The 26,384-nt window shown below is 59.0% G+C and carries 22 protein-coding genes; 5 read left to right on the forward strand and 17 right to left on the reverse strand.

Features of this window, described 5'->3' with window-relative positions; genetic code table 11:
* Positions 1-16: 16 nt before the first annotated feature.
* Together HUU46_04225 and HUU46_04230 are read right to left on the reverse strand one after the other, a co-directional pair.
* Complete coding sequence (locus tag HUU46_04225) at positions 17-736, reverse strand: hypothetical protein (protein NUM52831.1); 720 nt, start codon at positions 734-736, stop codon at positions 17-19.
* A 58-nt stretch (positions 737-794) separates the two neighbouring features.
* Positions 795-1,628: a hypothetical protein gene (locus HUU46_04230; protein ID NUM52832.1), complete on the reverse strand. Its 834-nt coding sequence runs from the start codon at positions 1,626-1,628 to the stop codon at positions 795-797.
* Positions 1,629-1,865: 237 nt separating this feature from the next.
* On the opposite strand from HUU46_04230, the gene HUU46_04235 reads away from it, so the two are divergent.
* Positions 1,866-3,980, forward strand: coding sequence for a right-handed parallel beta-helix repeat-containing protein (locus tag HUU46_04235; protein ID NUM52833.1), 2,115 nt, complete (start codon positions 1,866-1,868; stop codon positions 3,978-3,980).
* Positions 3,981-3,984: 4 nt separating this feature from the next.
* Here HUU46_04235 and HUU46_04240 read toward each other — a convergent pair whose 3' ends face one another.
* From HUU46_04240 to HUU46_04305, 14 genes are all read right to left on the reverse strand, one after another.
* The gene (locus HUU46_04240) at positions 3,985-5,433 is read right to left on the reverse strand and encodes a DUF1501 domain-containing protein (protein NUM52834.1); all 1,449 of its coding nucleotides are present in this window, start codon (positions 5,431-5,433) and stop codon (positions 3,985-3,987) included.
* 118 nt (positions 5,434-5,551) lie between these two features.
* Positions 5,552-5,986 carry an oxidase gene (locus HUU46_04245; GenBank protein NUM52835.1) on the reverse strand — a complete coding sequence of 145 codons (435 nt, stop codon included), beginning with the start codon at positions 5,984-5,986 and terminating at the stop codon, positions 5,552-5,554.
* A 30-nt stretch (positions 5,987-6,016) separates the two neighbouring features.
* The gene (locus HUU46_04250) at positions 6,017-6,616 is read right to left on the reverse strand and encodes a cytochrome c oxidase subunit 3 (protein ID NUM52836.1); all 600 of its coding nucleotides are present in this window, start codon (positions 6,614-6,616) and stop codon (positions 6,017-6,019) included.
* Between the two features lie 52 nt (positions 6,617-6,668).
* A complete protein-coding gene (gene ctaD / locus HUU46_04255; GenBank protein ID NUM52837.1) occupies positions 6,669-8,318 on the reverse strand; it encodes a cytochrome c oxidase subunit I in 1,650 nt (549 codons plus the stop codon).
* Positions 8,315-9,259 (reverse strand): cytochrome c oxidase subunit II, encoded by a 945-nt coding sequence (gene coxB / locus HUU46_04260; GenBank protein ID NUM52838.1) that lies wholly within the window; start codon positions 9,257-9,259, stop codon positions 8,315-8,317. Before coxB ends, ctaD begins: the two co-directional genes overlap by 4 nt.
* 100 nt (positions 9,260-9,359) lie before the next feature.
* Positions 9,360-10,217, reverse strand: a complete 858-nt coding sequence (locus HUU46_04265; GenBank protein ID NUM52839.1) for an SCO family protein — start codon at positions 10,215-10,217, stop codon at positions 9,360-9,362.
* An 8-nt stretch (positions 10,218-10,225) separates the two neighbouring features.
* Positions 10,226-10,684 (reverse strand): hypothetical protein, encoded by a 459-nt coding sequence (locus HUU46_04270; protein ID NUM52840.1) that lies wholly within the window; start codon positions 10,682-10,684, stop codon positions 10,226-10,228.
* The gene (locus HUU46_04275) at positions 10,677-11,933 is read right to left on the reverse strand and encodes a hypothetical protein (GenBank protein ID NUM52841.1); all 1,257 of its coding nucleotides are present in this window, start codon (positions 11,931-11,933) and stop codon (positions 10,677-10,679) included. The genes HUU46_04270 and HUU46_04275 overlap by 8 nt, the downstream gene beginning before the upstream one ends.
* The gene (locus HUU46_04280) at positions 11,920-12,573 is read right to left on the reverse strand and encodes a cytochrome c (GenBank protein NUM52842.1); all 654 of its coding nucleotides are present in this window, start codon (positions 12,571-12,573) and stop codon (positions 11,920-11,922) included. The genes HUU46_04275 and HUU46_04280 overlap by 14 nt, the downstream gene beginning before the upstream one ends.
* Positions 12,574-12,589: 16 nt before the next feature.
* The gene (locus tag HUU46_04285; GenBank protein ID NUM52843.1) at positions 12,590-13,144 is read right to left on the reverse strand and encodes a DUF3341 domain-containing protein; all 555 of its coding nucleotides are present in this window, start codon (positions 13,142-13,144) and stop codon (positions 12,590-12,592) included.
* Positions 13,145-13,147: 3 nt separating this feature from the next.
* A complete protein-coding gene (gene nrfD, locus HUU46_04290) occupies positions 13,148-14,533 on the reverse strand; it encodes a polysulfide reductase NrfD (protein NUM52844.1) in 1,386 nt (461 codons plus the stop codon).
* A complete protein-coding gene (locus HUU46_04295; protein ID NUM52845.1) occupies positions 14,517-17,561 on the reverse strand; it encodes a TAT-variant-translocated molybdopterin oxidoreductase in 3,045 nt (1,014 codons plus the stop codon). Before HUU46_04295 ends, nrfD begins: the two co-directional genes overlap by 17 nt.
* Positions 17,562-17,608: 47 nt before the next feature.
* Entirely contained in the window at positions 17,609-18,250 is a 642-nt protein-coding gene (locus tag HUU46_04300) for a cytochrome c3 family protein (GenBank protein NUM52846.1), read from the reverse strand.
* Positions 18,251-18,717: 467 nt separating this feature from the next.
* Complete coding sequence (locus HUU46_04305; protein ID NUM52847.1) at positions 18,718-19,653, reverse strand: DUF1559 domain-containing protein; 936 nt, start codon at positions 19,651-19,653, stop codon at positions 18,718-18,720.
* Positions 19,654-19,942: 289 nt separating this feature from the next.
* Between HUU46_04305 and HUU46_04310 the strand changes: the two genes are divergently transcribed.
* Both HUU46_04310 and HUU46_04315 read left to right on the forward strand, forming a co-directional pair.
* A complete protein-coding gene (locus HUU46_04310) occupies positions 19,943-20,704 on the forward strand; it encodes a helix-turn-helix domain-containing protein (protein ID NUM52848.1) in 762 nt (253 codons plus the stop codon).
* 14 nt (positions 20,705-20,718) lie between these two features.
* Positions 20,719-22,170, forward strand: coding sequence for an adenosylhomocysteinase (locus tag HUU46_04315; protein NUM52849.1), 1,452 nt, complete (start codon positions 20,719-20,721; stop codon positions 22,168-22,170).
* A 68-nt stretch (positions 22,171-22,238) separates the two neighbouring features.
* On the opposite strand, the gene HUU46_04320 is transcribed toward HUU46_04315, so the two are convergent.
* Entirely contained in the window at positions 22,239-23,663 is a 1,425-nt protein-coding gene (locus HUU46_04320) for a hypothetical protein (protein ID NUM52850.1), read from the reverse strand.
* A gap of 449 nt (positions 23,664-24,112) precedes the next feature.
* Here HUU46_04320 and sufB point away from each other — a divergent pair, with 449 nt between their 5' ends.
* Together sufB and sufC are read left to right on the forward strand one after the other, a co-directional pair.
* The gene (gene sufB, locus HUU46_04325) at positions 24,113-25,612 is read left to right on the forward strand and encodes a Fe-S cluster assembly protein SufB (protein ID NUM52851.1); all 1,500 of its coding nucleotides are present in this window, start codon (positions 24,113-24,115) and stop codon (positions 25,610-25,612) included.
* Entirely contained in the window at positions 25,613-26,380 is a 768-nt protein-coding gene (gene sufC / locus HUU46_04330; GenBank protein ID NUM52852.1) for a Fe-S cluster assembly ATPase SufC, read from the forward strand.
* The last annotated feature ends 4 nt before the right edge of the window (positions 26,381-26,384 follow it).

Genomic DNA, 26,384 nt, shown 5'->3' on the forward strand with positions numbered 1-26,384 from the left:
ATCATCGGGCGGTTGCCTATCGCTGGTATTTGTTCAGCGCGTTATCGCGCCACTGTTGGAGCTGTTCCGGACTCTCGTCACCCGTGCGCGTCGGCAAGCTGATGTCGGCCGGGAGCCTTTCAACGGTCGGCGCGCTCGATATGGTGACGAATGCGAGAATTGCACAAACAACACTCGCCCCGATGCCATAGAAGCATTTTGGACGGTCCATGAAGAACTCTTCGTTGCGCAGGCCGATCCACGCCCAGAAACCGGAAAACGCAATGAACATGAGCAGAAGTAAACCGGTGGGATAGGTCGTCGCGCCGAAAGCGATGTGCCGCAGGTTGGGAGCTATCAACAACAGGATTCCCAGCGCGATGCCCGCGATCCCAATGTACAGACTGACCTTCCACGGTTGGATAGCGCGCCGGGCGCTCGCGACCAGCGCCTCGTCGCGAATCTCACCCTCCTCGCCTGGTGCAGCGTCGAGGGTTTGGAAACTGGTGTCGACCGCCTCGCGGTGTCCCTTCGTGTGGCGCTGGACGATCTCGGCCTTAACGGCTTCTTTCTTCGCACGGCGTTCCGCATAGCACCCAGCGCAAAGCGCCTTACCGCTCTTGGTCTCGTGGATGTGCGTCGGACACGAAATCTTTCGGCATTGGTCGCACGGCACGCCGCAGGTTTCGCACAAAAGTTCGTGGCACTCGACGCAAAAACCCACGCTGCTGCGGACTTCGCAGATATGGCATTCCACCGCGAGAACTCCCCTAACCGGCACCCTGGCGCGACTTTACCACAGCATCGCGCGCGATTTACAGACCCAACTCGTCCATCGCCTGTTGCTGCTTGGCGTCGTGGCCCGCGCCGATGCCGCGCGCGTTGGCCCGCGCCGAGCTGCCCGCCGCGGAGGTACCCGCGGAGCTCATGTTGTCGAGTTGGTTGCTGATGCCTATGCCCGTCAACGTTTCCCCAAGCACCGGACTTCCCCCTCCAACACCCGACGGAGCCCGGCGCGGCTGTTGGAATCCCGCCTGCTGCTGAGGCGGCGTCTGTGCGAGCGCGCCCCCGCCGCCTGCGGGCGCCGGTTTGTCAGCCATCGTCCCAGTCGGGTCGTAAAGTTTCCCGGTTTGTGGGTCGTAGATAAACCGCGACCCACTTGCCGTGAGCGGCATTGTGGGCAGATAGGAGGGTACGAGCGCATCCAGGCTTGGCGGATAATATCCTGTCGCCATCCCGTACTTGTTTATGGCGGCGGTAATCTCCGCCATCTTCTGATCATTGGTCAGGCTCGACGTGCGCGGGGCAGGCGCCGCCACCAGCGGCGCATCCAGCACCTTACCCGTTGCAGGGTCGTAGCCGTACGGAGAACCATCGGGATGCGTGGGCACGGCAGGCAAATACTCCGGCACCAGTTCCTCGAGGGACGACGGATTACGCCCATGCTCGGCGGCAAAGGTCTGGAGTGCGCTGTTGATCTCGATATCGGAGCGCGTCTCCTTGGCGGTGTTCAGCGCCCGGGTCGCGGTCTGAAGCTGCTTCGCCTGAAGTTCACCCTGGATGGCCGTCGATACCATCACATCGGCGAGGCAGCCGGTCAAAAGTACCGGCAATACTGCGGCAAGCCCGACTGCAAGTGAAGTGCGCATGGCTAGACCTCCAGCTTCTAATCCGAGTATAGCACAGATTCCACGATCGCTTACCCAAATCACGGGGGATGTTCACGCGCCGGGTTAGCAGTAGAATGGGGGCGTTTCCGCGGAGATTTCGGTCGTACAACCTTAAGCCGGCGCACGTTGGCGCAGCGGTTTGGTCAATTACGTGGTAGTCCTGGACGGACGGCGGCGACGGTGCGTTGGGTCCGACCTTAAGCAAGGGGTAGCCTCATGAGACACTTGTGGTTAGTCATTGCTGCGTTAGTGCCGTCTCCCTGCATTGCGGCGGAGGCGGCCTCGAACCAGCCGGACGGCAACATTATCACCGTCTATGTTGCGACAATCGGTAACGATGCGTGGTCTGGACGTTTGGGCGCGCCCGACAGCAGCGGCAAGGACGGGCCCTTCGCGACGTTCGGTCGTGCACGCGACGAGGCGCGAAGCCTTCGTGAGCGCGGCCTGTCAGCCGAAATCCTCGTGCGCGGAGGGAAGTACTTTTTCTCTGAGACGCTTCAATTCGATTCGCGCGACAGTGGCGTCACCGCTGCGCCGGTGATATGGAAAGCGTACCCGGGCGAGCAGCCTGTTGTCAGTGGCGGCGCTCGACTGACGCGATGGAGGCCGTTCAGGGACGCCATACTCGAAGCGGACCTCGATGAGATCGGAAGCGGCGCGAATCCCAAGGACCTGTTCTTCAACGGCGTTCGCCAAGTCCGCGCGCGCGTTCCCAACTTCGATCCCGCCAACCCGCTCTACGGTGGCTGGGCGTATATGAAAGGCCCATTCGGTCCGGGTGCGTTTTCGTATAGCGCGGAGTTGATTGCCAGACCCTTTTCACAACCGGCCCAAGCGTTTGTGCGGCACTTTGTCGGTCCGAACGGTGGATGGGGCAGCCAGGTGCTGCCAGTCACTTCAATCGATTTCGGTGGACGCGTAATCCACACGGCATACACAGACGGCGAGCACCCCCTTCTCGGGTTCAATGGCAACTGCCGGTACGTCATCGAGAATGTGATCGAGGTCCTTGACCAGCCCGGGGAATGGTGCGTCGATCTTGAAAAAAGGAAGGTATATTTCTGGCCTCCCTCACCAATCGAACAAGACGTCGGCGTGGTAATTCCTGCTTTATCCACCTTGTTGCAGTTTTCGGGCGCGTCGTGGATTTCAGTCGAGGGGATAGCGTTTACCGAGACGCCCCCCGGGGGCGGCGATGCTGTCCGCTGTGAGAACAGCAGCCATATCCAGTTCTTAGGCAATCGATTTACCGGCATTGGTTCGCGCGCGCTGGCGGTTGTTGGCGAAGGGGGGACGAGTTCGGACCTCCTGGTTCAGGGTAATGAGTTCGAATATACGGGCGGGTGCGCCATCTACATCGGTGGCCGCGTGCGCGAGAATCGAATCATGGACAATGACGTGCACCACTGCGCAGTGTTTGACAAATACGCCGCCGGAATCGAGTTCCCATTTTACGGGGCGACGGCATACGAAGTCAGTGCCGATTCGTATTCCGACGGCGTACTCGTCGCACACAACTGGCTTCACGAACTTCCGCGCGACGGTATCCAACTTGGAGCGAACCCGTACGGCCGCAACATTGTCGAGTACAACCGCATTGAGCGTACTGCACTCGAGACAATTGACGGGGGCGCTATCCGATCGCACCGGGTCGTCTCGCATATTCAAGGCGTAGCGAACCTGCCACCAATGAAGGGCCATATCATTCGGCACAACGTCATCTCGGACACGCTAGGCTGCGGCGTGTCGGGCGGCGCGATTGTGACACCCTATCCATGGCCGACGTTTGGCATCTATCTGGACGAAGGGACGAGCAATTGCGCGGTATTTGGGAACGTCGTGCGCAATTCCGGCGTCGGCGCGATTATCAATCCGGGCGAGAAGAACGTATTCGAAAACAACGTGTTCGTGAGCAACGCCATCGCGATGTATTTCCAGGCTGCAAGTCCGTTTGACTCAGTGATGCCACCGCTCGGTGAGAACCGGTTCGTCAGGAACGTTGTTCGCATGGATCGCCCTGACGCTCTTGCATACAAGTTTTCGCACTGGAGCAATGCCGTGTTTTCCGAGATCGACGCGAATCTGTATTCGTATCGACCCGCGACCCATATAGCTGAAATCAAGCAACTCGGCGGCGCGGAGTTTGTGAAGATGCCGCTTAATCTGTGGAAGGAATCCGGCTTCGATGCAAACTCGAGTATCATCGATCGATGGAATGGAGACCCATCGAAGAACGGAGATACGTTGGGGGAATCGCCGGCCGCTCAAGCGCTCCGGATCGCTGCGGTTGATCCATCGAGCGCGGGGATTCGCGCGGAATGGATGCGATAGCAGTTTATGCCAGCACGTCCTTCACCACGTTCCCGAATACGTCCGTAAGCCGGAAATCGCGGCCCTGGAAGTTGAACGTGAGGCGTTCGTGGTTCATGCCGAGGCAATGGAGGATCGTGGCGTTGAGGTCGTGTATGTGGACGGGGTCCTTCACAACGTTGTAGCCGAACTCGTCAGTTTCACCGTAGCTGACGCCCGGTTTGATTCCACCGCCGGCGAGAAAGACGGTGAAGCAGCGCCCGTGGTGGTCGCGGCCATAGTTCTTCTCCGTGAGTTCGCCTTGGCAATACACGGTGCGGCCGAACTCGCCGCCCCAGATGATGAGCGTATCGTCGAGCATGCCGCGCTGCTTGAGATCGGTGATGAGGCCGGCGGTGGGCTGATCGACATCGCCGCAGTTTAGGGTAAGGTCTTTGGGCAAGTTGCCGTGCTGGTCCCAGTCGCGGTGGAACAGTTGAATGAATCGGACGCCGCGCTCGGCGAGGCGCCGCGCCATGAGGCAGTTGTAGGCGTAAGTGCCCGGCCTGCGCGACTGCGGTCCGTACAGTGCAAACGTAGATTCGGACTCGCCGGATACGTCGGTAAGTTCGGGCACGGAGGTCTGCATGCGAAACGCCATTTCGTACTGCGCGATACGTGCATCGATTTCCGGGTCTTGGTACGTTGCCGCCTGGACGCCGTTGAGATGCGCGATGCCATCGAGCATGCGTCGGCGCGTGTCGGCATCGATGCCGGGCGGGTTCGAGAGATACAACACCGGGTCGCCGCTCGAGCGGAATTTCACGCCCTGATATTCGGAAGGCAGAAACCCCGATCCCCACAAACGGTCGAAGAGGGCTTGCGCGGGACGGTTCATGTCCGACCGGGAAGTCATGACGATGAAACCGGGCAGGTCCTTGTTCTCACTGCCGAGGCCGTAGCTGAGCCAAGCGCCAAGACTGGGCCGTCCGGGCTGCTGACTGCCGGTTTGAATGTAGGTTATCGCAGGGTCGTGATTGATCGCCTCGGTGTTCACCGACTTGATGAAACACAAATCGTCCGCAATCGTTGCGACGTGGGGGAGGAGATCGCTTACCCACGCGCCGGATTGGCCGCGCTGGCCGAACTTAAAGATTGACGAGGCCATCGGGAACTTGGCCTGGTTCGAGGTCATAGTCGTGAGACGCTGCCCCATGCGAACGCTTTCGGGCAGGTCCGTACCTTGGACGGACTGGAGCTTGGGTTTCCAGTCGAACAAATCGAGTTGCGATGGCCCGCCGGACATGAACAAGTAGATGATGCGCTTGGCTTTGGGCGCGAAGTGGGGCCCGGTGTGGGCGTTCGAGTCCACCAGAGCCGCGAGCGCGCGCGGGCTAAGCAGCGAGGAAAGCGCAGCCACGCCAATGCCGCAACTGCACCGGCCAAAGAAGTGGCGCCGCGTCATCAACAATTCGGCTTCTCGAATGGGGCCCATGTCGCTGCAGTTCCTGCCAAGACCTGTGGTTCAGTATAGCACAGCCGGCAAGATCAGGGCAGAACGAAGGATTTTGGAGAACGAGCATTCACGCCATGCGGCAATGGCGCGGAAGAACTTAGTGCCCGCCGCCGTGGCCCTCGCCTGGGACGATGACACGCTTGTCCATGGGGAGCTGACGCTCGGGTAGAACTTCCAATTGTGCCGCGGGTGCACTGGCCCACGCATTCGGTTGGGTAGCGAAGTCGCGGGCGAAGTAATCGGGAAGGAACATCCCGATCAGGATAAACAGCCAGAAGAAGCTCATGACGACGAACACCCATGTCAATCGAGTGTTGTACCACGTGTTCATGAAGAACAGTACGATGAGGACCGCTTTGGTGATAGCGATTCCGATTGCGACGGCGGCGTTGAAGGGACCGAGATTGATTTCCGATGCGGCGACTGTTAGCGCCATCAATACGGCGAGTGCGCACGCATTTATCACGTAATTCTTGAGTGGCACAACGTAGTGCTCGTGGTGGCTGCCGGTGGAATGTGCGTCAGTGGACATTGCTTTCAAATTCTCCTGAAGATGCGTGCCCTATGCGTGCCGGTGCAACAAATAGAGCAAGGGGAACAGGAACACCCAGACGATATCGACGAAGTGCCAATAGAAACCGAACAACTCGATCTTCATGTAGCGCTTCGGATTAAAGTAACCGCGCATGGCCAGCACGATCAGCCAGACGAGGATGCCGGCGCCGACTATCATGTGGAGCGCGTGCATGCCGGTCATGATGAAGTACAGGCAGAAGAACAACTCGAGCTGACCCTGTGTCGGGCTGCCGATGACCCGTTCGCCGGTGAAATTGAAGCTGGCGCCCGGGACAAGGTGGTGCTCGAATTTTGCCTTGTATTCGAAGTACTTCACGAAGAGGAATACGCAGCCGAGGAACAGGGTTGCGAGAAGTCCCCAAACCAATTCGCGGTTTTTCCCCTTCTGTACGCACCAGACCGAACTGGCCATGGTCACGCTGCTGAGCAGGAGCACGACGGTGTTGAAGCCGCCGAGCCACAGGTCCAACTGCTCGCTGCCGGTCGCCCAGGCGTCGGGATACTTCATCCGATAAACCATGTACGAGGCGAACAGTCCCCCGAAGAACATGATTTCTTGCCCGAGGAATAGCCACATCCCCAGCATGGCCGATTCGGTCTGCTGTTCGTAGTCCTCGAAATGGTGGGCGACGAACTCGTTACTGCTGTGCGACACTGTGCGATTCCTCTATCGTGTACGAATACGGGTCCTCGACGACGACGGGACGTCCGTCAGGGAAGTTGAAGGTCGGCGGCGGAGACGGCACCTGCCACTCGAGGCCCTTCGCGCCCCACGGGTTGTCCCCCGCGGGTTCGCCTTTGAAAAGTGACCAGAGCAGGTAGAAGGGCTGCAATCCGTAGCCGAGGCCGAGCACGCTCGCGCCCATAGTGGACATGATGTTCAGGACCTGGAACTCGTCAACGTATGAGTGATAGCGGCGCGGCATACCAAGGTAACCGAGAATGAACTGCGGGAAAAAGGTGAAGTTGAAGCCGACAAACACAAGAATCGCGGCAATCGTCGCGAGCGTCGCGGGGTACATGCGCCCGGTCATTTTCGGCCACCAAAAATGGAGGCCGCACATGTAGGCCATCACCATGCCGCCCACCATGACGTAGTGGAAGTGGGCGACGACGAAATACGTATCGTGGAAGTGGATATCGTTTGCCATCGACGCCAAAACCAGGCCGGTCAAGCCGCCGACGAGAAATAGACCGATGAACCCCAGCGCATAAATCATCGGAGCTTCAAACGTGATCTCGCCCTTGTACATCGTCGCGGTCCAGTTGAACACTTTGATCGCGGACGGCACCGCCACAAGGAACGTCAGGAGCGAGAAAACCATGCCCGCGTAAGTGGACTGCGTGCTCACATACAGGTGGTGGCCCCACACGAGGAACCCGATGATCGCGATTGCAAGACTCGAGAACGCGATGAACTCGTATCCAAAGATGCGCTTGCGCGAGAAACACGGGATGACTTCCGAGACAACGCCCATTCCCGGAAGAATCATGACGTACACGGCGGGGTGCGAATAGAACCAAAACAGGTGTTGGAAGAGGACCGGATCGCCGCCAATCTGCGGATTGAAGATTCCAATTCCCCACACGCGTTCGACCGCGACGAGCACGAGGGTGATGGCGACAACGGGCGTACCCAGAATCTGAATAATGCTCGTGGCATAGTGCGCCCAAACGAACAACGGCAACCGAAACCACGTCATGCCGGGGGCGCGCATCTTGTGAACCGTGACGATGAAGTTTAGACCGGTAAAGATCGAGGAAAAGCCGGCCAAGAATGCGGCCAAGATTGCGATCGTCACTTGAGATGTAGCATAGGTCGTCGAGTATGGGGGATAGAAGGTCCAGCCCGTTTCGAGGCCGCCGCGCAGCAGCACGACCACCGCCAGCACGCCACCGAGTATATATAGCCACCAACTCAGCAAGTTGATCTTCGGGAACGCCAGGTCCTTCGCGCCAATCATGATGGGCAGCGCGAAGTTGCCGAGCGTCGCCGGAACGGACGGAATCAAGAAAAAGAAGATCATGATTACGCCGTGCAGCGTAAACATCTTGTTGTAGGTATCGCCGGTCATGAAATCGCCCTTGGGCGTGAGCAATTCGATTCGAATCAAACTCGCGAACAGGCCGCCTACGGCGAAAAACACGGTGATTGAAATCAGATACAGGATTGCAATGCGTTTATGGTCGACGGTAAACAACCACGACATCAGCGTCGTGCGTATGTTCGCGTAATGCGTCTTCGGCACGCTCGGCGCGATATCGGGTGTAAGCGTTATGCTGCTCATGACTTGGCACCACTCTTTTCGTCTTTCAGCGACTTGATGTAGTTCACCAGCGTCATCAAGTCTTGCTCTTTGATTTGGTTCTTAAACAACGGCATCAACGGTGGGTAGCCTTGGACGAGTTTCGCCGAGGAGTTCATAATCGACTCGCGGATGTACTCGTCGTCCGCTATTACCGTCGAACCGTCCTGCAGCTTCACTTCCTTCCCGTAGACCCCGGCAAGCGACGGTCCGCGCGGGCTTGTGCCGGTGTGGCAGGTTGCGCAGCCCAGTTTCGTGAAGAGCTTCTGCCCCGAACTGGCGACTGCGACCCCTGTCTCCGCGCCGGCGAGCCACGCCTGGTAACGCTCGGGGGACATGACCGTTACCGTTCCAATCATGCGCGAGTGGTCCGTACCGCAGTATTCGGTGCAGAACAGGTGATACTCGCCCTCTTTTGTTGCGTTAAACCAGAGCTGCGAAAACCGGTTCGGAAGCACGTCCTTCTTCACGCGGAACGCGGGAATGAAAAAGCTGTGGATCGTGTCCTCGGACGTCATCGTCAGTTTGATCGGAACGCCGGTGGGAACGTGAAGTGCGTTAATCTCGCGCTTGCCGTTCGGATGCTGAATTTTCCACATCCACTGCTTGCCCGTGACGAGAATCTCCATCGCGCCTTCGGGCATCTGCGTGAAGTCCACGTAGAGAAAGGCCGACCAGAAGAACACGACGATGGCCATGATCAGCGGAATGATGGTCCAGGTGAGTTCCAGCGCCGTGCTCGATTCGCCCGTGATGACGCGGTTGGCCTTGGACCCTTTGCGGTACTTGATGCTGAAGTAAACGATCGTCGCGACGACGGCCACGAAAAAGAATATCGACAGCCCCAGCCAGCCATAGAAAAGCACATCCATCCGCGGAGCGATGGTGGATGCCTGTTCGGGTAATAGAGGTAATTTGTTCATCTTACTTCTGCACTTTGCCTTTCGACTTGTGGCCCGGCCACAATCGTATGTCGCTCAACGTGACTCCCCTGCGCCGTGTGTCGTGCGCCCCGCATTCGCGTCAACTCGAAGGAGCGATCCGCGTGGGTGTCGCGCGGCGCCGTTCCCGGAATTCTTTGAACAGGTATCCACCAACGAGCAGACCCAGAAACGCAACCGTGACCAGGCCGCCAATGCGTATGGCGGACATGACTACAAAGCCGTACGAACCACTCGCGGGGTCGTAGCGGTAGCACAGAAGCAGGATTTCGTCCGCAAGCGAACCAATCTTGCCGTCCGCGGCGTCGATTAGACCGAAACGAAGGTCGCGCGCGGGATACTCGATTCCGTAGAAGTACCGCGATACCTTGCCCGCGGGCGTCAGGACCATGATCCCGCTCGCATGGGCGTATTGATCGACACTGGGCAAATACTGGTACTGGAAGCCAACCGCGTCCGCCAGCGCCCGCACGTTGTTCTCATCCTTGGTCGTCAAGAAGTGCCAACCCGATGCCCCGGCCGAGACCTTGTAGTGCTCAAGCATATTCTTCTTCTTGAGAGCCGCAAGTTCATGGTTTTCGTCGGGATTGAAGCTTACCGTGATTACCTGGTATTCCTCGCCGATCGTGAACTCTAGATCGTTGAATGCCTTGAGCATGCCCTGCATAATCTCGCCGCACAGCATTGGGCACTCGTAGTAGACCAGCGCCAACACGGTGGGCTTGCCCTGCGTCAGGTCCTTCAACGCGACCACGTCTCCAGACTCGTCCACGAAAGTCAAATCCATGGGGACTTGGCCTTCGAGCTTCTGCACGATCTCGACCTTTGGCGGCTCCGGCGCCGTCATTACCTGGGCGATCGACGGCACGCATAAACACAGAAACGCGGCGGCTAGTATCAGACCGGCCTTGCTGAGATGCGTTGTGCATGAGGCGTTCATCGCGAAACCTATAAACCTGCCGTCGCGGCAGGGGCGGCCGGCGCGCTCATTTGGCCCTGGCCGGGCACGTGGGCTTCCGGGCCGTGCGGGAGACCACGTTCGGCGACAAGATCCATAGCGCGCGAAATCGGGATCTGTACGATCTGGGCCGGTTTGTCTATCCACGCGTAACGGTTCAACTTCGCCGCTTCGGATGCGTGCAGGGCCTTAATATCCACCTGAGGCCGCGGCTGGAGGAGCGGCAGCTCCGGCAGCGCACGTTGTTCCGCAACGGGCAACACCGCGACGGAGCCGCTGCTTGGCCGGCTTTCCCAAGCCTTCCATGCGACGAGCGCCGTAATCGCGCTCGCGATCGTGACGAGCGTCAGAATGATGAAATAGACGGCCAATGGCTTTCCCTGGACATCCTTTACGTCATAGCCGGAAATGCCGTGCTCGTGAATGATGGGCTTTTCGTGCTTATGCATGTTCTGCGGCCTCCTTGTGCGCGAACGGTCCAAGGCCGAGAGACTCGTTCATTCGGTCGTCGTTCAGCGGAAGCAACGGATGTTTGTGTATGTTCCGTACGAACACATACACCCATATTCCGCCGATACCCGCCAGTGCGGCAAGGTTCATCACGAACGGGAATACGCCGTATCCCGCACCTTGCGGGTGGAACGCGGGAATTATGATCCAGAATACGTCAGTGATGCGCGCAATGAAAACCCATTTTGCCATGAAGAGGAGCCCGCGGCGCGCGCGCTTGACCCGGCGCTGCAACAAGATAAACAGCGGCAGGAAGAAGTGGAAGACCATGAGCGCGACCGAAACGATGGCGAAGAAGTTCCCCTGGCGGTGCAGGTACCACGGAATTTCTTCCGGCAAGTTGCCCGAATACGTGATCAGGAACTGGGAGAACTGGATGTACGTCCACAGCACAACAAATCCGCACATCAGGCTGCCGATGTGGTGGAAGTAGTCCGTCCGAATGACGGGCGCATGCGGCTTGTCATCGGCAATCTTGTTCAGGATGATCACCGAAAACGCCAAGGTGGCTAGACCCTGTCCCACGATATAGAGAGGTCCATAGATCGTCGAAAACCATTCGGGTTCGAGCGACATCCCGAGATCGCACGCCGCAAACGTCATCGTCACCACGTAGACCACCAGTCCAGGGGCCGACGTGCGGCGGAATTTGCCGATGATGGTTTGATCGCCCGTGGCATCGAGTTTCACGCTGAGGCCGGTCAAACGGCCCATCAGGAGAATCCACACCGCAAAATAGACTGCAATGCGCGCGATAAAGAAGCCCTGGCTGTACCAGGAAACGTGCAGGATGGGAACGATGAGCGATTCCGCCTTGTGATGACCGTGGTCGATGCCGTTCAGCGTCTCTACAGCGTTCGGCATCCAAGGGTAGAGATACTTCATACCTGCGAATAGGATCGGCAACGCGAGCACCGCGGTTAGAAGCAGGTTGCGCGCTCCGGCCTCGAGGATGCGCTGGATCATGAACCCCCATCTGCCGGAAACCATGTGGTGCAGCATCAGCGCGGAAAGGCAACCCAACGCCAGACCGTTCCAGAAAATGAAGCCATAGAGGTACGACTGGAAGAATCCGCCGATTCCCACGACGGCGATTCCGCCAACCAATACGGCGATACCGATCGCACCGACAATGAGCGCGCTACGCTGGAGCGCGAGCAATCGCGGATTAGGTTCAGTGTGCTGCATTCGTTCCCTCGTGCGTCGGCGCGGCCGTATCGATGGTCTGGGGTTGCTGGAGTTGTGTCTTCTCGTCCTCGGGCACGTCGGCAAGCGACGCATCCTGGCTGAGCTGGAGCGCGCGGATATACGCAGCGATCTTCCAGCGGTCTTCCGGTGTGACGCGCGACGCGTAGCTGTACATGACGCCGAAGCCATTTGTCATCACGTCGAAGAAGTATCCGGGCGCGGCCTCGCGCAAGCGCGGCTGATGGAAGTTTCCGGCCTGCTTCATTTCGCGCTGTACGATCATGCCGTTGCCGTCGCCAACCTGGCTGTGGCACGGCGCACAAAAAATATTGAATCGGTCTTGCCCGCGCAGGAGGACTTCCTTCGTGACAGGGAAAGGAAACGAGGTGGCATATTCGCCATTGATCTTACCGGTGTAGAAGAACTCGTCGGTGTGCGCGGCGTTGAACGGGACCGTCCCCTCGACGAACGTCAGATGTCCTCCGGCGAACATCGGGACGTTTGGCATCTGCTCGAGTGGCTTGATGCGGCTGCCGTTCCACATGCCTTGATGGCATCCGGAAGCCCAGAGCACCGTGGCCGCCGCGAGCGCGAGATGCCGCGCGCGGACCGCATTTTGAATGTACGAAGTAAGTGACATGTCGTTGTCCGAACCGTTATGCCTCAACCAGCACGACTTGTTTTGCGCCAAGGCCTTCGAGGAACGCCCTGGTCTCCGCTTCGTCGTAGCGGTCGTCGCCGCTCTCGACCGTCAAGAAAAAGCCGTCGCGCGTCGCCTTCTCGTTGAAGCGCGGAACATTAAACACGGGGTGGTACGGCATGGGCAGTCCGTTCAGCGCGAACATACCAATGAACGCGGATAAAGAGGCGAAGAGAATGCCGCACTCGAACGTAATTGGGATGAACATCGGCCACGAAAACAAAGGACGTCCGCCGATCAGGAACGGATAGTGATACGTCAATGCGATAAACTGCATGCCGAACCCGGTCATGGCGCCGATCACGCCTCCGATGAGTACGACGGTGGCGACGGCATTCTTCGGAAATCCTACCGCCTCGTCGAGGCCGTGTATCGGGAAGGGCGAGTAGGCCTCGATTTTGCGGTAGCCCGAATCGTACGCTTTCTGCGCGGCGTGCAAGACGTCGTCCGGCGAATCGAATTCCGCCATCAACCCGAACGGCTTCTCGTTTTCCTCGTGTTCCGTGTGCATGGCTTAGTGCGCTTTGCCTTTGTGCTTCTGCTTCTCAAGCAGCATCTTCAACTCGAACGCGCTGATCATCGGGATAAACCGGACGAACAGCAGGAACATGAATGTAAAGAACCCGAGTGTTCCAACAAAGGTGGCAACGTCCCACTGCGTGCCGTGGTAATTGCCCCAGTTCGTCGGCAGGAAGTCGCGTGCAAGGCTCGTGACGATAATGACGTACCGCTCGAGCCACATCCCGATGCTGACGATTACCGAAATGACGAACAGGGAAACGGTGCTCCTGCGCACGCGTTTGAACCACAGGAACTGCGGGACCAGCCCGTTGCAGAAGATGAGCGCCCAGTACGACCACGCGTAATAGCCCATCGAGCGGTGGACCATCATGGCGCGCTCCCAGAAGCTGTTGCTGTACCACGCGAAGAACGCTTCCATCACGTAGCCGTAGAACACCACGAGGCCGGTGACCAGCATGACGATCGCCATCAGGTCGATGTGCTTCATCGTGATGATGTCCTGGAGGTGGTACAGGCGGCGTATGGGGATCGCGAGAATCAGCACCATCGCGAAGCCCGCGTACACCGCGCCCGCGACGAAATACGGCGGAAAAATGGTCGTGTGCCAACCGGGAATGATGCCCACGGAGAAGTCGAAGGAGATGATGCTGTGTACGGACACGACGAGTGGCGTCGAGAGGCCCGCCAGCAGGAGGTAGGCCATTTCGTAGCGCGACCAGTGCCGCGCCGATCCGCGCCAGCCCAGAGAGAAAATCGCGAAGATGTATTTCGCGACTTTGTTCTTGGCGCGGTCGCGCATCGTCGCGAAGTCAGGCACGAGACCCGTATACCAAAAGAGCAAGGACACCGAGAAGTAGGTCGAGATCGCGAATACGTCCCACGCAAGCGGGCTTCGGAACTGCGGCCACAACGCCATCGAGTTGGGATAGGGGAGAATGAAGTACGCGACCCATGGGCGGCCCATGTGGATGATGGGATACATTCCCGCGCACATGACCGCGAACAGCGTCATGGCTTCCGCGAATCGGTTGATGGAGGTGCGCCAATCCTGCATGAACAGGAGTAGAATCGCGGAGATCAACGTTCCTGCGTGACCGATACCGATCCACCAGACAAAGTTGATGATGTCCCATCCCCAGCCGACGGGAATCCGGATACCCCAGATGCCAACCCCTTCGGCGAAAAGCTTGGTGAGCGCGATTAACAGCAGCATCACGCCAAGCGACGCCGGAAGGAACAGGATGAACCACGTCTTGGGGTGCGGCTTTACGTCCACGATGTCGCTGACTTTGTCGGTCAGCGAGCCGTAGTCGTGGCCTGGCTCCAGCAGCGGGACCTGCGGGTCTATTTCGTGCAAACGTCTAGTGGTGTCCGCCATGCTCTGCTGGACCTTCCGATTCGGGTAATGCCGGGTTTGGATTGCGTAGCTTCGCGAGATACGTCGTGCGCGGGCGCGTGTTCAAATCGCCCAACAACGTGTAATTGCGCTTGCTCTTCTTCGATTGCGCGACGCGGCTTTCGGCGTCCTTCTGATCGCCGAACACGATTGCGCCCGAGGGGCACGCCTGCTGACACGCGGGCGTAATTTCGCCGTCGCGTATCGGGCGGTCCTCCTTCTTCGCGCCGATGCGCGCCAAATTGATGCGCTGGACGCAGTACGTACACTTCTCCATCACGCCACGCGTGCGGACAGTGACGTCCGGGTTGTACATCATCTGCAGGGTCGGCGTCTTCTGGTCGGAGAACTGGAAGAAATTGAATCGCCGCACCTTGTACGGGCAGTTGTTCGAGCAGTACCGGGTGCCGACGCAACGGTTGTACACCATGTCGTTCAGCCCTTCCTGGCTGTGCATGGTCGCCGCAACGGGGCACACGACCTCGCAGGGCGCATTCTCGCACTGCATACACGGAACGGGCTGGTGGACAACCTGAACTTCGCCGTTGGGATCGCCCTTGTAGTACCGATCCACGCGAATCCAGTGCATTTGGCGGCCCGCGATGACCTGCGCCTTGCCAACGACCGGAATGTTGTTCTCCGCCTGACACGAGATGGCGCACACGCCGCACCCCGTGCACTTGTTCATATCGAGCGTCATCGCCCACGAGTACCCCTCGTAGGGGTACGGGGGGAAAATTGTCTCCTTCGCGTCATGCGCGAAGGGAAGATGGTGAATCGAGTCAGGGTCTGTCTTAAACGTTTCGAGCGACGCCATGCGCGCGATCGGGCGCTGCTCTTCCGTCATCACCTGGTGCAGTTCGGTGCGTGCGAACTGCTCGCCTTTCCCGATGCGGGTGATTTTCGCGCCACCCGCGAACCACGGCGAATCCGACGTGCGGACGGCGTACGCGTTGAATCCCGTGCCGTCGCCGACGTGGCCTGCTCGTGTACGGCCGTAACCCAGGTGCAGTGTGGCGACATCGTCGGGGTGGCCCGGTTGAATCCAGACCTGCCCGCGCACCGCTCGGTTGCCGGACTCGACATTGACCTCGTCAAACAGTTCCACGCCAAGTTTCGCGGCAGTGTTAAACGAAAGGATTACTGCATTATCCCACGTTAATTTTGTCAGCGGCTTCGGAAGTTCCTGGAGCCAACCGTTGTTAGTCCACCTCCCATCGCCAATCGTGGGGTCTGGGCGGAACGAAAGCTCGATACCATCCGTTGTGGCAGGTTCCTGCGGCTTTGCGATGACGCCCGCGGCGACTTGGACCTGCTTGGGCTGGAATGTGGTATTTTCAACGACGCCTTTTGCAAGCGACTGACGCCAGAACGGTTCAAAACCTTCCGTGCCGCGGTAGTCTTGCCAGTATTTGCGGACCAGGTCGTAGCTCGTACCGCCCTTGCCGAATAAGGCCGCCATTAATTCAATCGCCGCCTTTCCGTTGTACAGCGGCGCGATGAGCGGTTGGATCAAGGCGGCTGTACCGTCGAACGCGCGGCAATCCCCCCACGATTCGAGGTAGTGCGCCTCCGGCAAGTGCCAATGGCACAAATCCGAGGTCTCGTCCTGATACAAACCCATATGGATTCGGTGACTGACCTTCTGGAGTGCCGCTGCAAAGTTCAGGTCGGCCGGTGCATCGTAGACCGGATTCACGCCAACGATGACCAGTGTGCTCACGTTGCCCGCATCCATGTCGCTGACCAGCGCGCGCAAGGACGCCAACTGATCGGTTGGATCGGCCTCGACCGGATCGGTGTAGACGACTGTTTTTCCCGCGTTGCCGAGCGACTCGTTTATCGCGTGAACAATCGTGTGGAGAATCGCAGGCTGGCTGCCGCCCGCGATCACGATGCTGGCACCCTTGTTGGATTGCAGGTCAGCGGCGATGGCGTCAACCAGGTGCGCATGCGCGGCATCGACGTCGGCGCCGGGTGCGTCTATTCCAAGTTTGCGCGCTACGGCACGTGCTACCGTTTCGACGTGCGAGGGCCGGACGTGCAGGAAATGATCGGCTATCGCGCCGGTCAGCGTGGGAGTGCTTTCGACGACATACAGCCGGTTCATTGCCGTGTCGCCTTCGGCGTCGCGACGCGCCGCAAAGTCCCTCGAATACCGTACGGAGCCGGGGTCGTCCGAGAGGAAGTTTGCGTCGAACGAAACGACAACATTCGCCAGGTCGAACTTGTACTGAATGCCGGCGGGCGCTCCAAATGCGGCGCTTGCGCCCGCGTTTACGTTGTCTCTATTGCACGGCTCGTACTGGTGCCAACGAGCCTGGGGGAACGCGGTCTGAAACGCTTTCAACTGCGCCGCAAGCGTGGGGGAGGTCACTGTGCCGGTGAGCACCCGGATTCCAGTGCCGCCTGCATCGATCAATCCCGGCCTTAATTTCTTGCCGGTCGCGTCTTTCTCGCCGTTAATGATGACATCCATTTCGGCGACAAACGTTTCCCACGTTGTAATCGAACCGCGTCGGAGCGCGACATTCGATCGATCGGGATCATAGAGTGAGAGGATTGATGCCTGCGCGAAAATGTCGGTTGCGCCAAGGCTCGCGGGATGGTTCGGATTACCTTCGATCTTGACCGGGCGGCCCGTGTGGTTTTCCGCCAAAACGCCGAGCGCGTACCCGTGGTTTGGCATCGCGGTCGCGAAGTAGACCGGCGTTCCGGGCTGCATTTCGACCGATGGCTTCACGAACGGAATAATCCGCTCATCGGGTTGGCGCGAACAGGCCGCGGTCACGCCTGCTAGGGCAATCGACGCGCCCATGCACTTGAGGAAACTGCGGCGCTCGATGCCGCTCTGCAATTCCGACGCGCCCCGCGGAAACTCGCGGTGCATGATATCGACAAACGCGTCGGTTTCGGCAAACTCCTCGAGCGCGCGCCAATACTCCGGTCCGCGTTTGGCCGCGAGCCGCTCGCGCACGTCGCTTACCTTCACCGGTTCGGGCGAGACTATGAATTCTTCGTGTGTCACGGCTGATGTAATACCCGTCGTTCCTCTGCTCACCGGTGGCACACCGAGCAGTTGGTCAGTTGTCCCTTTTGAATTCCGTACTCTTTGACGAGCTGCGGTCCGATCTCCGCCTGCGTCGTACCATCGGCCGCGGGGGTCCACCGCATGTCGAAGACCTTGTCCTTCGGCCGGATGAATTTTTCGGGGTACTCATGGCAGTTAATGCACCACCGCATGTGGAGCGTCTGCGCCTTCATCATCAGCGGCATGTCGTCGACTTGTCCGTGGCAGGTGACACACCCGATACCGCGGTTCACGTGGATGCTGTGGTTGAAGTAAACAAAGTCCGGAAGGTCGTTGAGCCGTACCCACTCGAGCGGTTTGCCCGTGTCCCAGCTTTCACGCACCGGCGCGAGCATGGGCGCCTCGGTCCACACCTGGGAATGGCACGTCATACACGTCTCGGTGGGGGGAATGCCTGCGAACGCACCGGTCTCAACTGTCGTGTGACAGTAGCGGCAGTCGATACCCATCGCTTGCACGTGGTGACGGTGGCTGAACGGTACCACCTGCTCCTTGGCAACGTTCACGTTCGTGCCAAGGGGGGACCAGTAGAGGTGCATGGCCGCCGCGCCCCCAACGAGCACAAACAGCGCTCCACCGATGATGGAGACCCGGGCGACCGTGTTCATACCGGACGGAAAAAGCTGAGCCACGCGGTACCTCTTACCTTACTTCATCAAAAAATGGGTCGAAACCGGGCCCCGCAGGCAAGAGTACTCCCTACGGAATTCCTATCGACTCGTCAGTAGGCAGCCCAACCAGAAGCTGCCGTCACCATTCAATCGTGATTGTATTCACGATTGTGAACAACCGAACTCGCTCCCGTATGCCCGAGCCGGGCGCGCTTCGAATCCCCAGTACGAACCCCGTCGCGAAAAGGTGAAGCCTTCGGGAGGTCCCTTGCCGCACGGCGCCGAAGCAATGCTAGGGCCCCGTGTGCGCGGTCAAAAGACGCGAGACTATATACCGGTCGGGATGCAAAAGTCAACTATCGTGTGAAAGTTCACGAATGACTCTGAAACCCGCCAAAATAATGGGAATGGGAGGGAGACAGGTGCGCCCCTGCCTCCCTCCCGGGGTCCTGAGCCAACACCGCTTAGATGACGAAAGCCGTCATATCCGCAGACATTTCGTTGACGGGATACTTGCCGTTTCGCTCGTACTTGCGGAACTCGACGTGGCCGTCCATGTACAGCACGTTGCAGCCTCCAGGTACGTGGTTCATTGAAGCGCCGCCGTCATCTGCCAGGCTCGAATTGATCACGTCGTAGAAGGTAACAACTTCCGACTGCGCTTGTGCGCTTCCTGCGGGATTGTTGATGTCGGTAATGAGGAAGCGCTCGACCCCTTCGCGAAGCCGGAAGACTGTGCTGCTGCCGCCGTTTCCGTTCGGGGTGCCGACGTTTACGTCGCTATCCAATGCCGCATACGCGCCCGCCGGATTTGGTGGAATGGACGTTGCGAACGCGTCCGCCGCGTCCAACTGGGCAAACACGAGGAGTACTTGCGTCGACACCTCGAGTCCGGGACCGACAACCGTGATTGGATCCGTGGCGTCGGCACGATCCACTACCCAGCCGGCGTAAACGTAACTGTCCGAAGGATTGTCCGCGTACCCTGCGTACGGGCATCCGTCGGCAATGATCGAGAGGTGTTCGACTACGTCGCCGTAATCCGGCGCCGACGGGCATGTCAACACGTTCCAGTCGGTGAGGTACTCGGGGTACCACGAGGTAACACGCGGCGAAAACTCCGCCTCGTCCTGCGAATTGCAGTTGGCGGCAAGCGGGCCCGTCACGCCATCCGCATAGTACGGCGCAAGACCCTGCATGGGAGGGAACTTCTCGCCCTGGCTTTCCCCCGAGTACATTTTCAGAATGATGCCGATCTGTTTGAGATTGTTTTGACACGACGCGCGTCGCGCTGCTTCGCGTGCCCGCGCCAGCGCCGGCAACAAAATTGCCGCCAGGATGGCAATGATCGCAATGACCACCAGCAATTCAATGAGGGTAAACCCGCTCTTCTTACGCATACTGCATACTCCTTGCGTTAATGCTCCGGAAAACTTTCCGGGTGAAAGCGCCGCACCGGGCACTTCGTTGTTCTCCCCGGAATGCGCCAATCTTGTCGCACTCTTCTTTGCGGCTGGCTAGCGGCGGATGAGAAATCCGTTAGGACTATGTTGTTTTTCGGCTATGAGGCAGGTCCCGTGAACGTGATATGCTGTCAACCCCCACGATACTGCGCTCAACCGCATCGCCATTGTTGTTAACGGCGCGGCGGCATAAAATTCTGGAAGTTACGGGAGGCGAGTTTTCTCCGTGTTCTTGCCCGACTTAGCCAAGCGAATCCGGGGCCAGCGTGAAAAGCGCGGGCTCAAGCAGCAGGACGTCGCCAACGCACTCAACGTCAGCCCGCAGGCCGTGTCGAAATGGGAACGCGGCGAGAACGCGCCGGACATCGGCGTGCTCGGGGCGCTGGCCAAGTTGCTGGGCGTGTCGGTTGACTGGATACTGGGCGTTGGCGAGACGGGCAGGGACGTCTTCGAGGCAAGCGTCTTCGTTTCGAGCGTTGCCGGCGCATACGAGAAGTCGTTGAAGATGGGCGCGCGGGATTTCGCCATCTGGGCGAACGGGTTGTTCTACCAGTTGACGGAGTTGACGTTGCGCCACGACGGTGTGCCCGTGAAGTACATGGGCGATCGGTACCTCGCGTTTTTCTCGAGCACGTCGCACCGGGAACGCGCATTGCGCGTGGCGAAGGAGGCGAAAACACTGATTGGCCCGGACCTCGGGGTCGGGCTGAACAGCGGTGAGATTTATCTGGGATCCGTCGGCCATCCGGACTACGCGCGCCCGGACATCATGGGCGAGACGGTAAACATCGCCTTTCTCACGATGGAGTGGGCGGAAACGAAATCCGCGAGCCATGTGGCCGCGCCGAAAAAGATGCTCGAGGGTATGGAGTCAGCGCCGAAGATTGGCAAGACGGCGAAGGTAAACTTCATGGGCAGCGAACGGCCCGTCGAGGTGTGTGAGTTGGTGTTCAATTCGAACGTGAAGAAACCGGCCGCGAAGCGGTAGTCGAGGAGAAGCAAATGGCAGTTGTTACACGTGATGAGCAGGCGGCCTATATCGTCGCCGATATGAAATTGGCCGAGTGGGGCCGCAAGGAAATCGACATTGCCGAGAAGGAGATGCCTGGCCTCATGGCCATCCGCGAACGCTACGCCGCGCAACAGCCGCTCGCGGGAAGGCGCGTCACTGGCTCGCTGCACATGACGATCCAGACCGCCGTACTCATCGAAACGTTGAAGGCGCTCGGGGCGGACGTGCGTTGGGCGAGTTGCAACATTTTCTCGACGCAGGACCATGCCGCCGCGGCGATCGCAGAGGCCGGTGTGCCAGTCTTCGCGATCAAGGGCGAGACGCTTAAGGAGTACTGGGACTATACCCTGGCCGCGTTGACGTGGCCGGACGGGTCGGGCCCGCACCTCATCGTCGACGACGGTGGCGATGCGACGTTGTTGATCCACCGCGGCTACGACTTCGAGAACCATTACAGCGAGCATGGTTCGCTCCCGCCAGTCGATACCTCAAACCCCGAGATTCAGATCATCGACGAATTGCTTCATCGCGTGCATGCCGAAAACCCCTCGAAGTGGCATGACTACGTCGAGGAATGGGTTGGCGTTTCGGAAGAGACGACCACGGGCGTGCACCGGCTCTACCACATGATGAACGACAGCAAGCTGCTCACGCGGGCGATCAATGTGAACGATTCGGTTACGAAGTCGAAGTTCGACAATCTCTACGGCTGCCGCGAATCGCTCGCCGACGGTATCAAGCGCGCGACGGACGTGATGGTTGCGGGCAAAGTCGTCGTTATTGCCGGCTACGGCGACGTGGGCAAGGGCTGCGCCGACGCCATGCGCGGTCTCGGCGCGCGCGTGCTCATCACCGAGATCGATCCCATTTGCGCGTTGCAGGCGTGCATGGAAGGGTACCAAGTCGTCACGATGTCCGAAGCAGCGCCAATAGGCGACATCTTCGTCACGACGACAGGCTGCTGCGACGTCATCCGCGGTGAACATTTCATCCACATGAAGGACGAGGCTATCCTGTGCAACATCGGCCACTTCGATTCCGAGATCGAAGTCGCATGGCTCGAAAACGAAGCGAAGGCCGGACGCGTGAAGGAAATGGAGATTAAGCCGCAAGTCGACAAGTTCACGTTCGCGAACGGCAAGTCACTCATACTTCTCGCGCGCGGGCGCCTGGTGAACCTCGGCTGCGCTACAGGCCATCCGTCTTTTGTCATGTCCAACTCGTTCTCAAACCAGACGCTCGCTCAAATCTCGCTCGCAACGGAAACAGACAAGTACGAGATTGGAAAGGTCTATACGCTGCCGAAAAAGCTCGACGAAGAAGTCGCGCGCCTTCACCTTGGCAAGCTCGGCGCGAAGCTCGAACGCCTCTCCGAAAAGCAGGCCAAGTACCTGGGGGTGCCGGTGGAAGGTCCATACAAGGCGGAGCACTACCGGTATTAGACTGGAATCATGTTCCGAGACGGACATTCGCGTGACGGCGCTCAGACGGGCGCCGTCGCGCTGTGATTTCAGGCCTCGCCGGCAGAGCGCGCTGCGTCTCGCGCTTCCTGCACGTTCGCCGTCTTCTGGTTCGACGCGCGGTCGACCCAGTCGATCGGAAAACCCTTCGGCAATCGCTGGCACTGGAACAGCGTCGCGATGAGTTCGTCGTTCTCCCCAGCGCGGTGCGGGTTCACATACTCCCATACGATATTGCCGTCGGGATCGAGTGAAAATGCCCGCCCTTCGTCGGAGACCGTAATGAGCCGGTTCCCGTTCGGGAGGAACTGCGCGGTACTGCACGTCAGGCTGAAGAACGGCTTGTCCTGTGTGCCGATGTACTGCCATACAATCTCGTTCGTCGCTGGATCGATCTCGATGACCCGCGAGCGGCCACCGCACCATATGTTGTCGAACAACAGGATTGTCCCGTGCGGTGTTACGGTTGGCTCGTGTTGATACCGCGCAATGTCGGTGGACCACCACACCACCTTCTTCTCCAACAGGTCGACCAGCGCGATGGTGTGCAGTTCGCGAAGCGATACCAGCACCATGCCGGGCCTAGCAAGGGGCCACGCGCGCGACTGTTCTTCCGTGATGACCTTGAGCGTATTCGAGTGGAATATGTCGGCGGATTCCAGCACGACACGGTCCAAAAGGTCGTGGCAGGGCGAGTTGAGCACGCAATCAACCAGTGACACGGAATCGATCACGGCCCCGTCCGGAGTCAACCGGGTGACATGGTCGTCCATGATCTCCAAATCGGGGTTCACGGCAGGGCGTTGCGTCGGCTTTTGCTCGAGCATGTAGATCGTGCCATCTTTGGCCACCGAAATATCGTGATTGAAGCTGTTGGTCCTGGCCCAGATGACGTTTGAATGCGCGTCCAGCTTCACGGCGCCAAGGTATTCAAAGATTGCCAACAACGACCCATCCGGATACAAGTGGACCCGACGCCAGAAGTATTTCTGCGATTCGCCATCCCTCACGTCCCGCCGGGGCCATACTTCCTCGAATGAACACGACCACGTATGGAGGACGTTTCCGTCGGTATCGATGAGCTCGGCACTTGGCGCATGACCCGAAACGACCAGCGTTGGCGAATTGTACTCGCGGCTCGGGTCGTAACGCGTGACTACCGCCGAGTTCACCGCCACATGTGAACCTTGCACGTAGCCAATCGACGCCAGTCGGCCCAACTCTTCGACATACATCGCGAGTGGACTGGCGCTGCCCGCTGGCTGCCGATACTGCGCCCATCGGCCGCGGAGCGGTTCGACCGGGGACCGGGCCGCGTCGATTGCGTCGATATTCGGGTGCCGGGCGACGACTTCCACCTCGGTGACGGCAAGCCGCTCCGTCACCCATGATCCGCCCTTGAAGCCAAAAGCAAAGAACGCGAGGCACGCCCCTGCAATAAGTGTGGCGCCCATCGTCCGCCTGGAAGACTTCATGCCGCTACCTTCCTTGCCCCGGCAATTGCGATTTCGACGTCGGTACCACACCTCACGCGCCGGTCCCCTCGATCCCGTGCTTCGAGGCGTTGGCGACCATCGCGCTGCACAGTTAAAAACGAATGTGCGCTATTTAGTTCCACACATGCATAGCATGCGTGGTCAATTCCTTGTCACGTGGATTATTTGACGCACTATTCGGCGTATTTTCACCGGCTCGGCTTCGGTTCCCTCCACTACTTCCGTCGGGAATATTGCTGTTAAGTCATTCGTTCACAAGTGGTAGGGCGCCCGACGCGCACTCCAAACCTCTTGGCCCGTGCACACGGTCACCCAAGCGCGAGTCAATCGCACCGTCGGGTGACGGTGGGGTCTACGACGATAGAGCACGCGTGACTATGCAGAAGTGGCATGCGTATAATTCTTTGTTTGAGAACAAGGCAAATGATATGAGCGGAACGAAGGAAACACTCACAGGCCCCGAATACACCGGGACACGAGTCGAACAGAGCACGCGGGAAATCGAAGAACTCGCAAATCAGTCGTACAAGTACGGCTGGGCGACCGAGATCGAGAGCGAAACCTTCGAGCCGGGTCTGAACGACGACGTGGTCGCGCGGCTCTCCGCCAAGAAAGAAGAGCCGGGTTGGCTCCTGGATTGGCGCATCAAGGCGTTTCGGCAATGGCAGACGATGACAGAGCCGACGTGGCCGAACGTGACCTATCCGCCCATCGACTATCAGGCGCAGCGTTATTTCTCCGCGCCGAAGCGTGAGAAGAAGAAGCTCAGCAGCTTGGACGAAGTGGACAAGGAGCTACTCGAAACTTTCGAAAAGCTCGGAATTCCCTTGGACGAGCAGAAGCGGCTTGCCGGCGTCGCGGTTGACGCTGTATTCGACAGTGTCTCCGTCGCCACGACCCACAAGGAAATCCTGAAGAAGAAGGGGATTATCTTCTGCTCGTTCTCCGAGGCTGTCCACGAGTGCCCGGACCTGGTCAAGAACTACCTCGGTTCCGTGGTTCCAGCGAACGACAATTTCTTCGCCGCCCTGAACAGCGCGGTGTTCAGCGACGGTTCGTTCTGTTACATCCCCAAGGGCGTGAAGTGCCCAATGGACCTCTCGACCTACTTCCGCATCAACGCGGCCGAGACGGGGCAGTTCGAGCGGACACTGATCATCGCCGACGAAGGCGGTTTCGTGAATTACCTCGAAGGGTGCACGGCGCCAATGCGCGACGAGAACCAGTTGCACGCCGCGGTCGTGGAGTTGGTCGCGCTGGACAACGCGACAATCAATTATTCGACCGTACAGAACTGGTACGCCGGCGATAAGGAAGGTAAAGGCGGTATCTACAATTTCGTGACGAAACGCGGCAAATGCCAGGGCGTAAACTCGCACATTTCATGGACTCAGGTCGAGACGGGCTCCGCGATTACCTGGAAGTATCCGAGTTGCCTGCTCATGGGCGACAACTCCGTCGGCGAGTTCTATTCGGTCGCGGTCAGCAACAATTATCAGCAGGCCGACACCGGCACGAAGATGGTGCACATGGGCCGCAACACGAAAAGCACCATCATTTCCAAGACCATCTCCGCGGGCCACGGGAACAATAGCTACCGCGGTCAGGTGATGGTAATGCCCAAGGCGGCGAATGCGCGCAACTACACGCAGTGCGATTCGCTTCTGATTGGCAGCGAATGCGGCGCGCACACGTTTCCGTATATCGAAGTGCGCAACAACACGTCGAGCGTCGAGCACGAAGCCTCGACGTCGAAGATCAGCGAAGCGCAGTTGTTCTACTGCAAACAACGCGGCATCGGGCCGGAAGATGCGATATCGATGGTGGTCAACGGGTTCTGCAAGGAAGTGTTCGATCACCTCCCGATGGAGTTCGCGGTCGAGGCGACCAAGCTGCTGGGGGTGAGTCTGGAAGGGAGCGTCGGGTAAATGATCGAGATTGTGAACCTCCACGCCAGCGTCGAAGGCAACGAAATCCTTCGCGGCGTGGATTTGAAGATTGGCTCGGGTGAAGTGCACGCGGTGATGGGGCCGAACGGTTCCGGCAAGAGCACGCTCGCTCAGGTGCTGGCCGGCAACGAGGCCTATGAAGTAACGGACGGCGGTGTGACCTTCCTCGGCCAGGACTTGCTGGAAATGCCGGCGGAGGAACGCGCGCGGCTGGGCCTGTTTATGGCGTTTCAGTACCCGGTCGAGATTCCCGGCATATCGAACGCGTACTTTCTGCAAGCCGGCCTGAACGAAATCCGCAAGAGTCATGGCCTCGAAGAACTCGATGCGCTCGAGTTTCGCGATTTGCTGAGGGAAAAGATGGAGCTTGTGGCCATCGACCCGAAGTTCGCGGACCGCCCCGTAAACGAAGGGTTCTCCGGCGGCGAAAAAAAGCGCAACGAAATCCTTCAGTTGGCCGTACTCGAGCCTAAGCTTGCGATTCTGGACGAAAGCGATTCGGGTCTCGATATCGATGCCCTCCGCATCGTCGCCGACGGCGTAAACCGTTTGCGCAGTCCGCAGCGCTCGATGATTGTCGTTACACACTACCAGCGTTTGCTGAACTATATCGTGCCTGATTTCGTGCACGTGCTCTGGCGTGGAAAGATCGTCAAGTCCGGCGGCAAAGAACTCGCCCTCGAACTCGAAGCGAAAGGCTATGACTGGCTCAAGGACGAAGTGCCGGTTGGCGCCGGCGCGGAGTAGCGGT

The organism is Candidatus Hydrogenedentota bacterium, from assembly GCA_013359265.1.
GTDB lineage: Bacteria > Hydrogenedentota > Hydrogenedentia > Hydrogenedentales > SLHB01 > JABWCD01.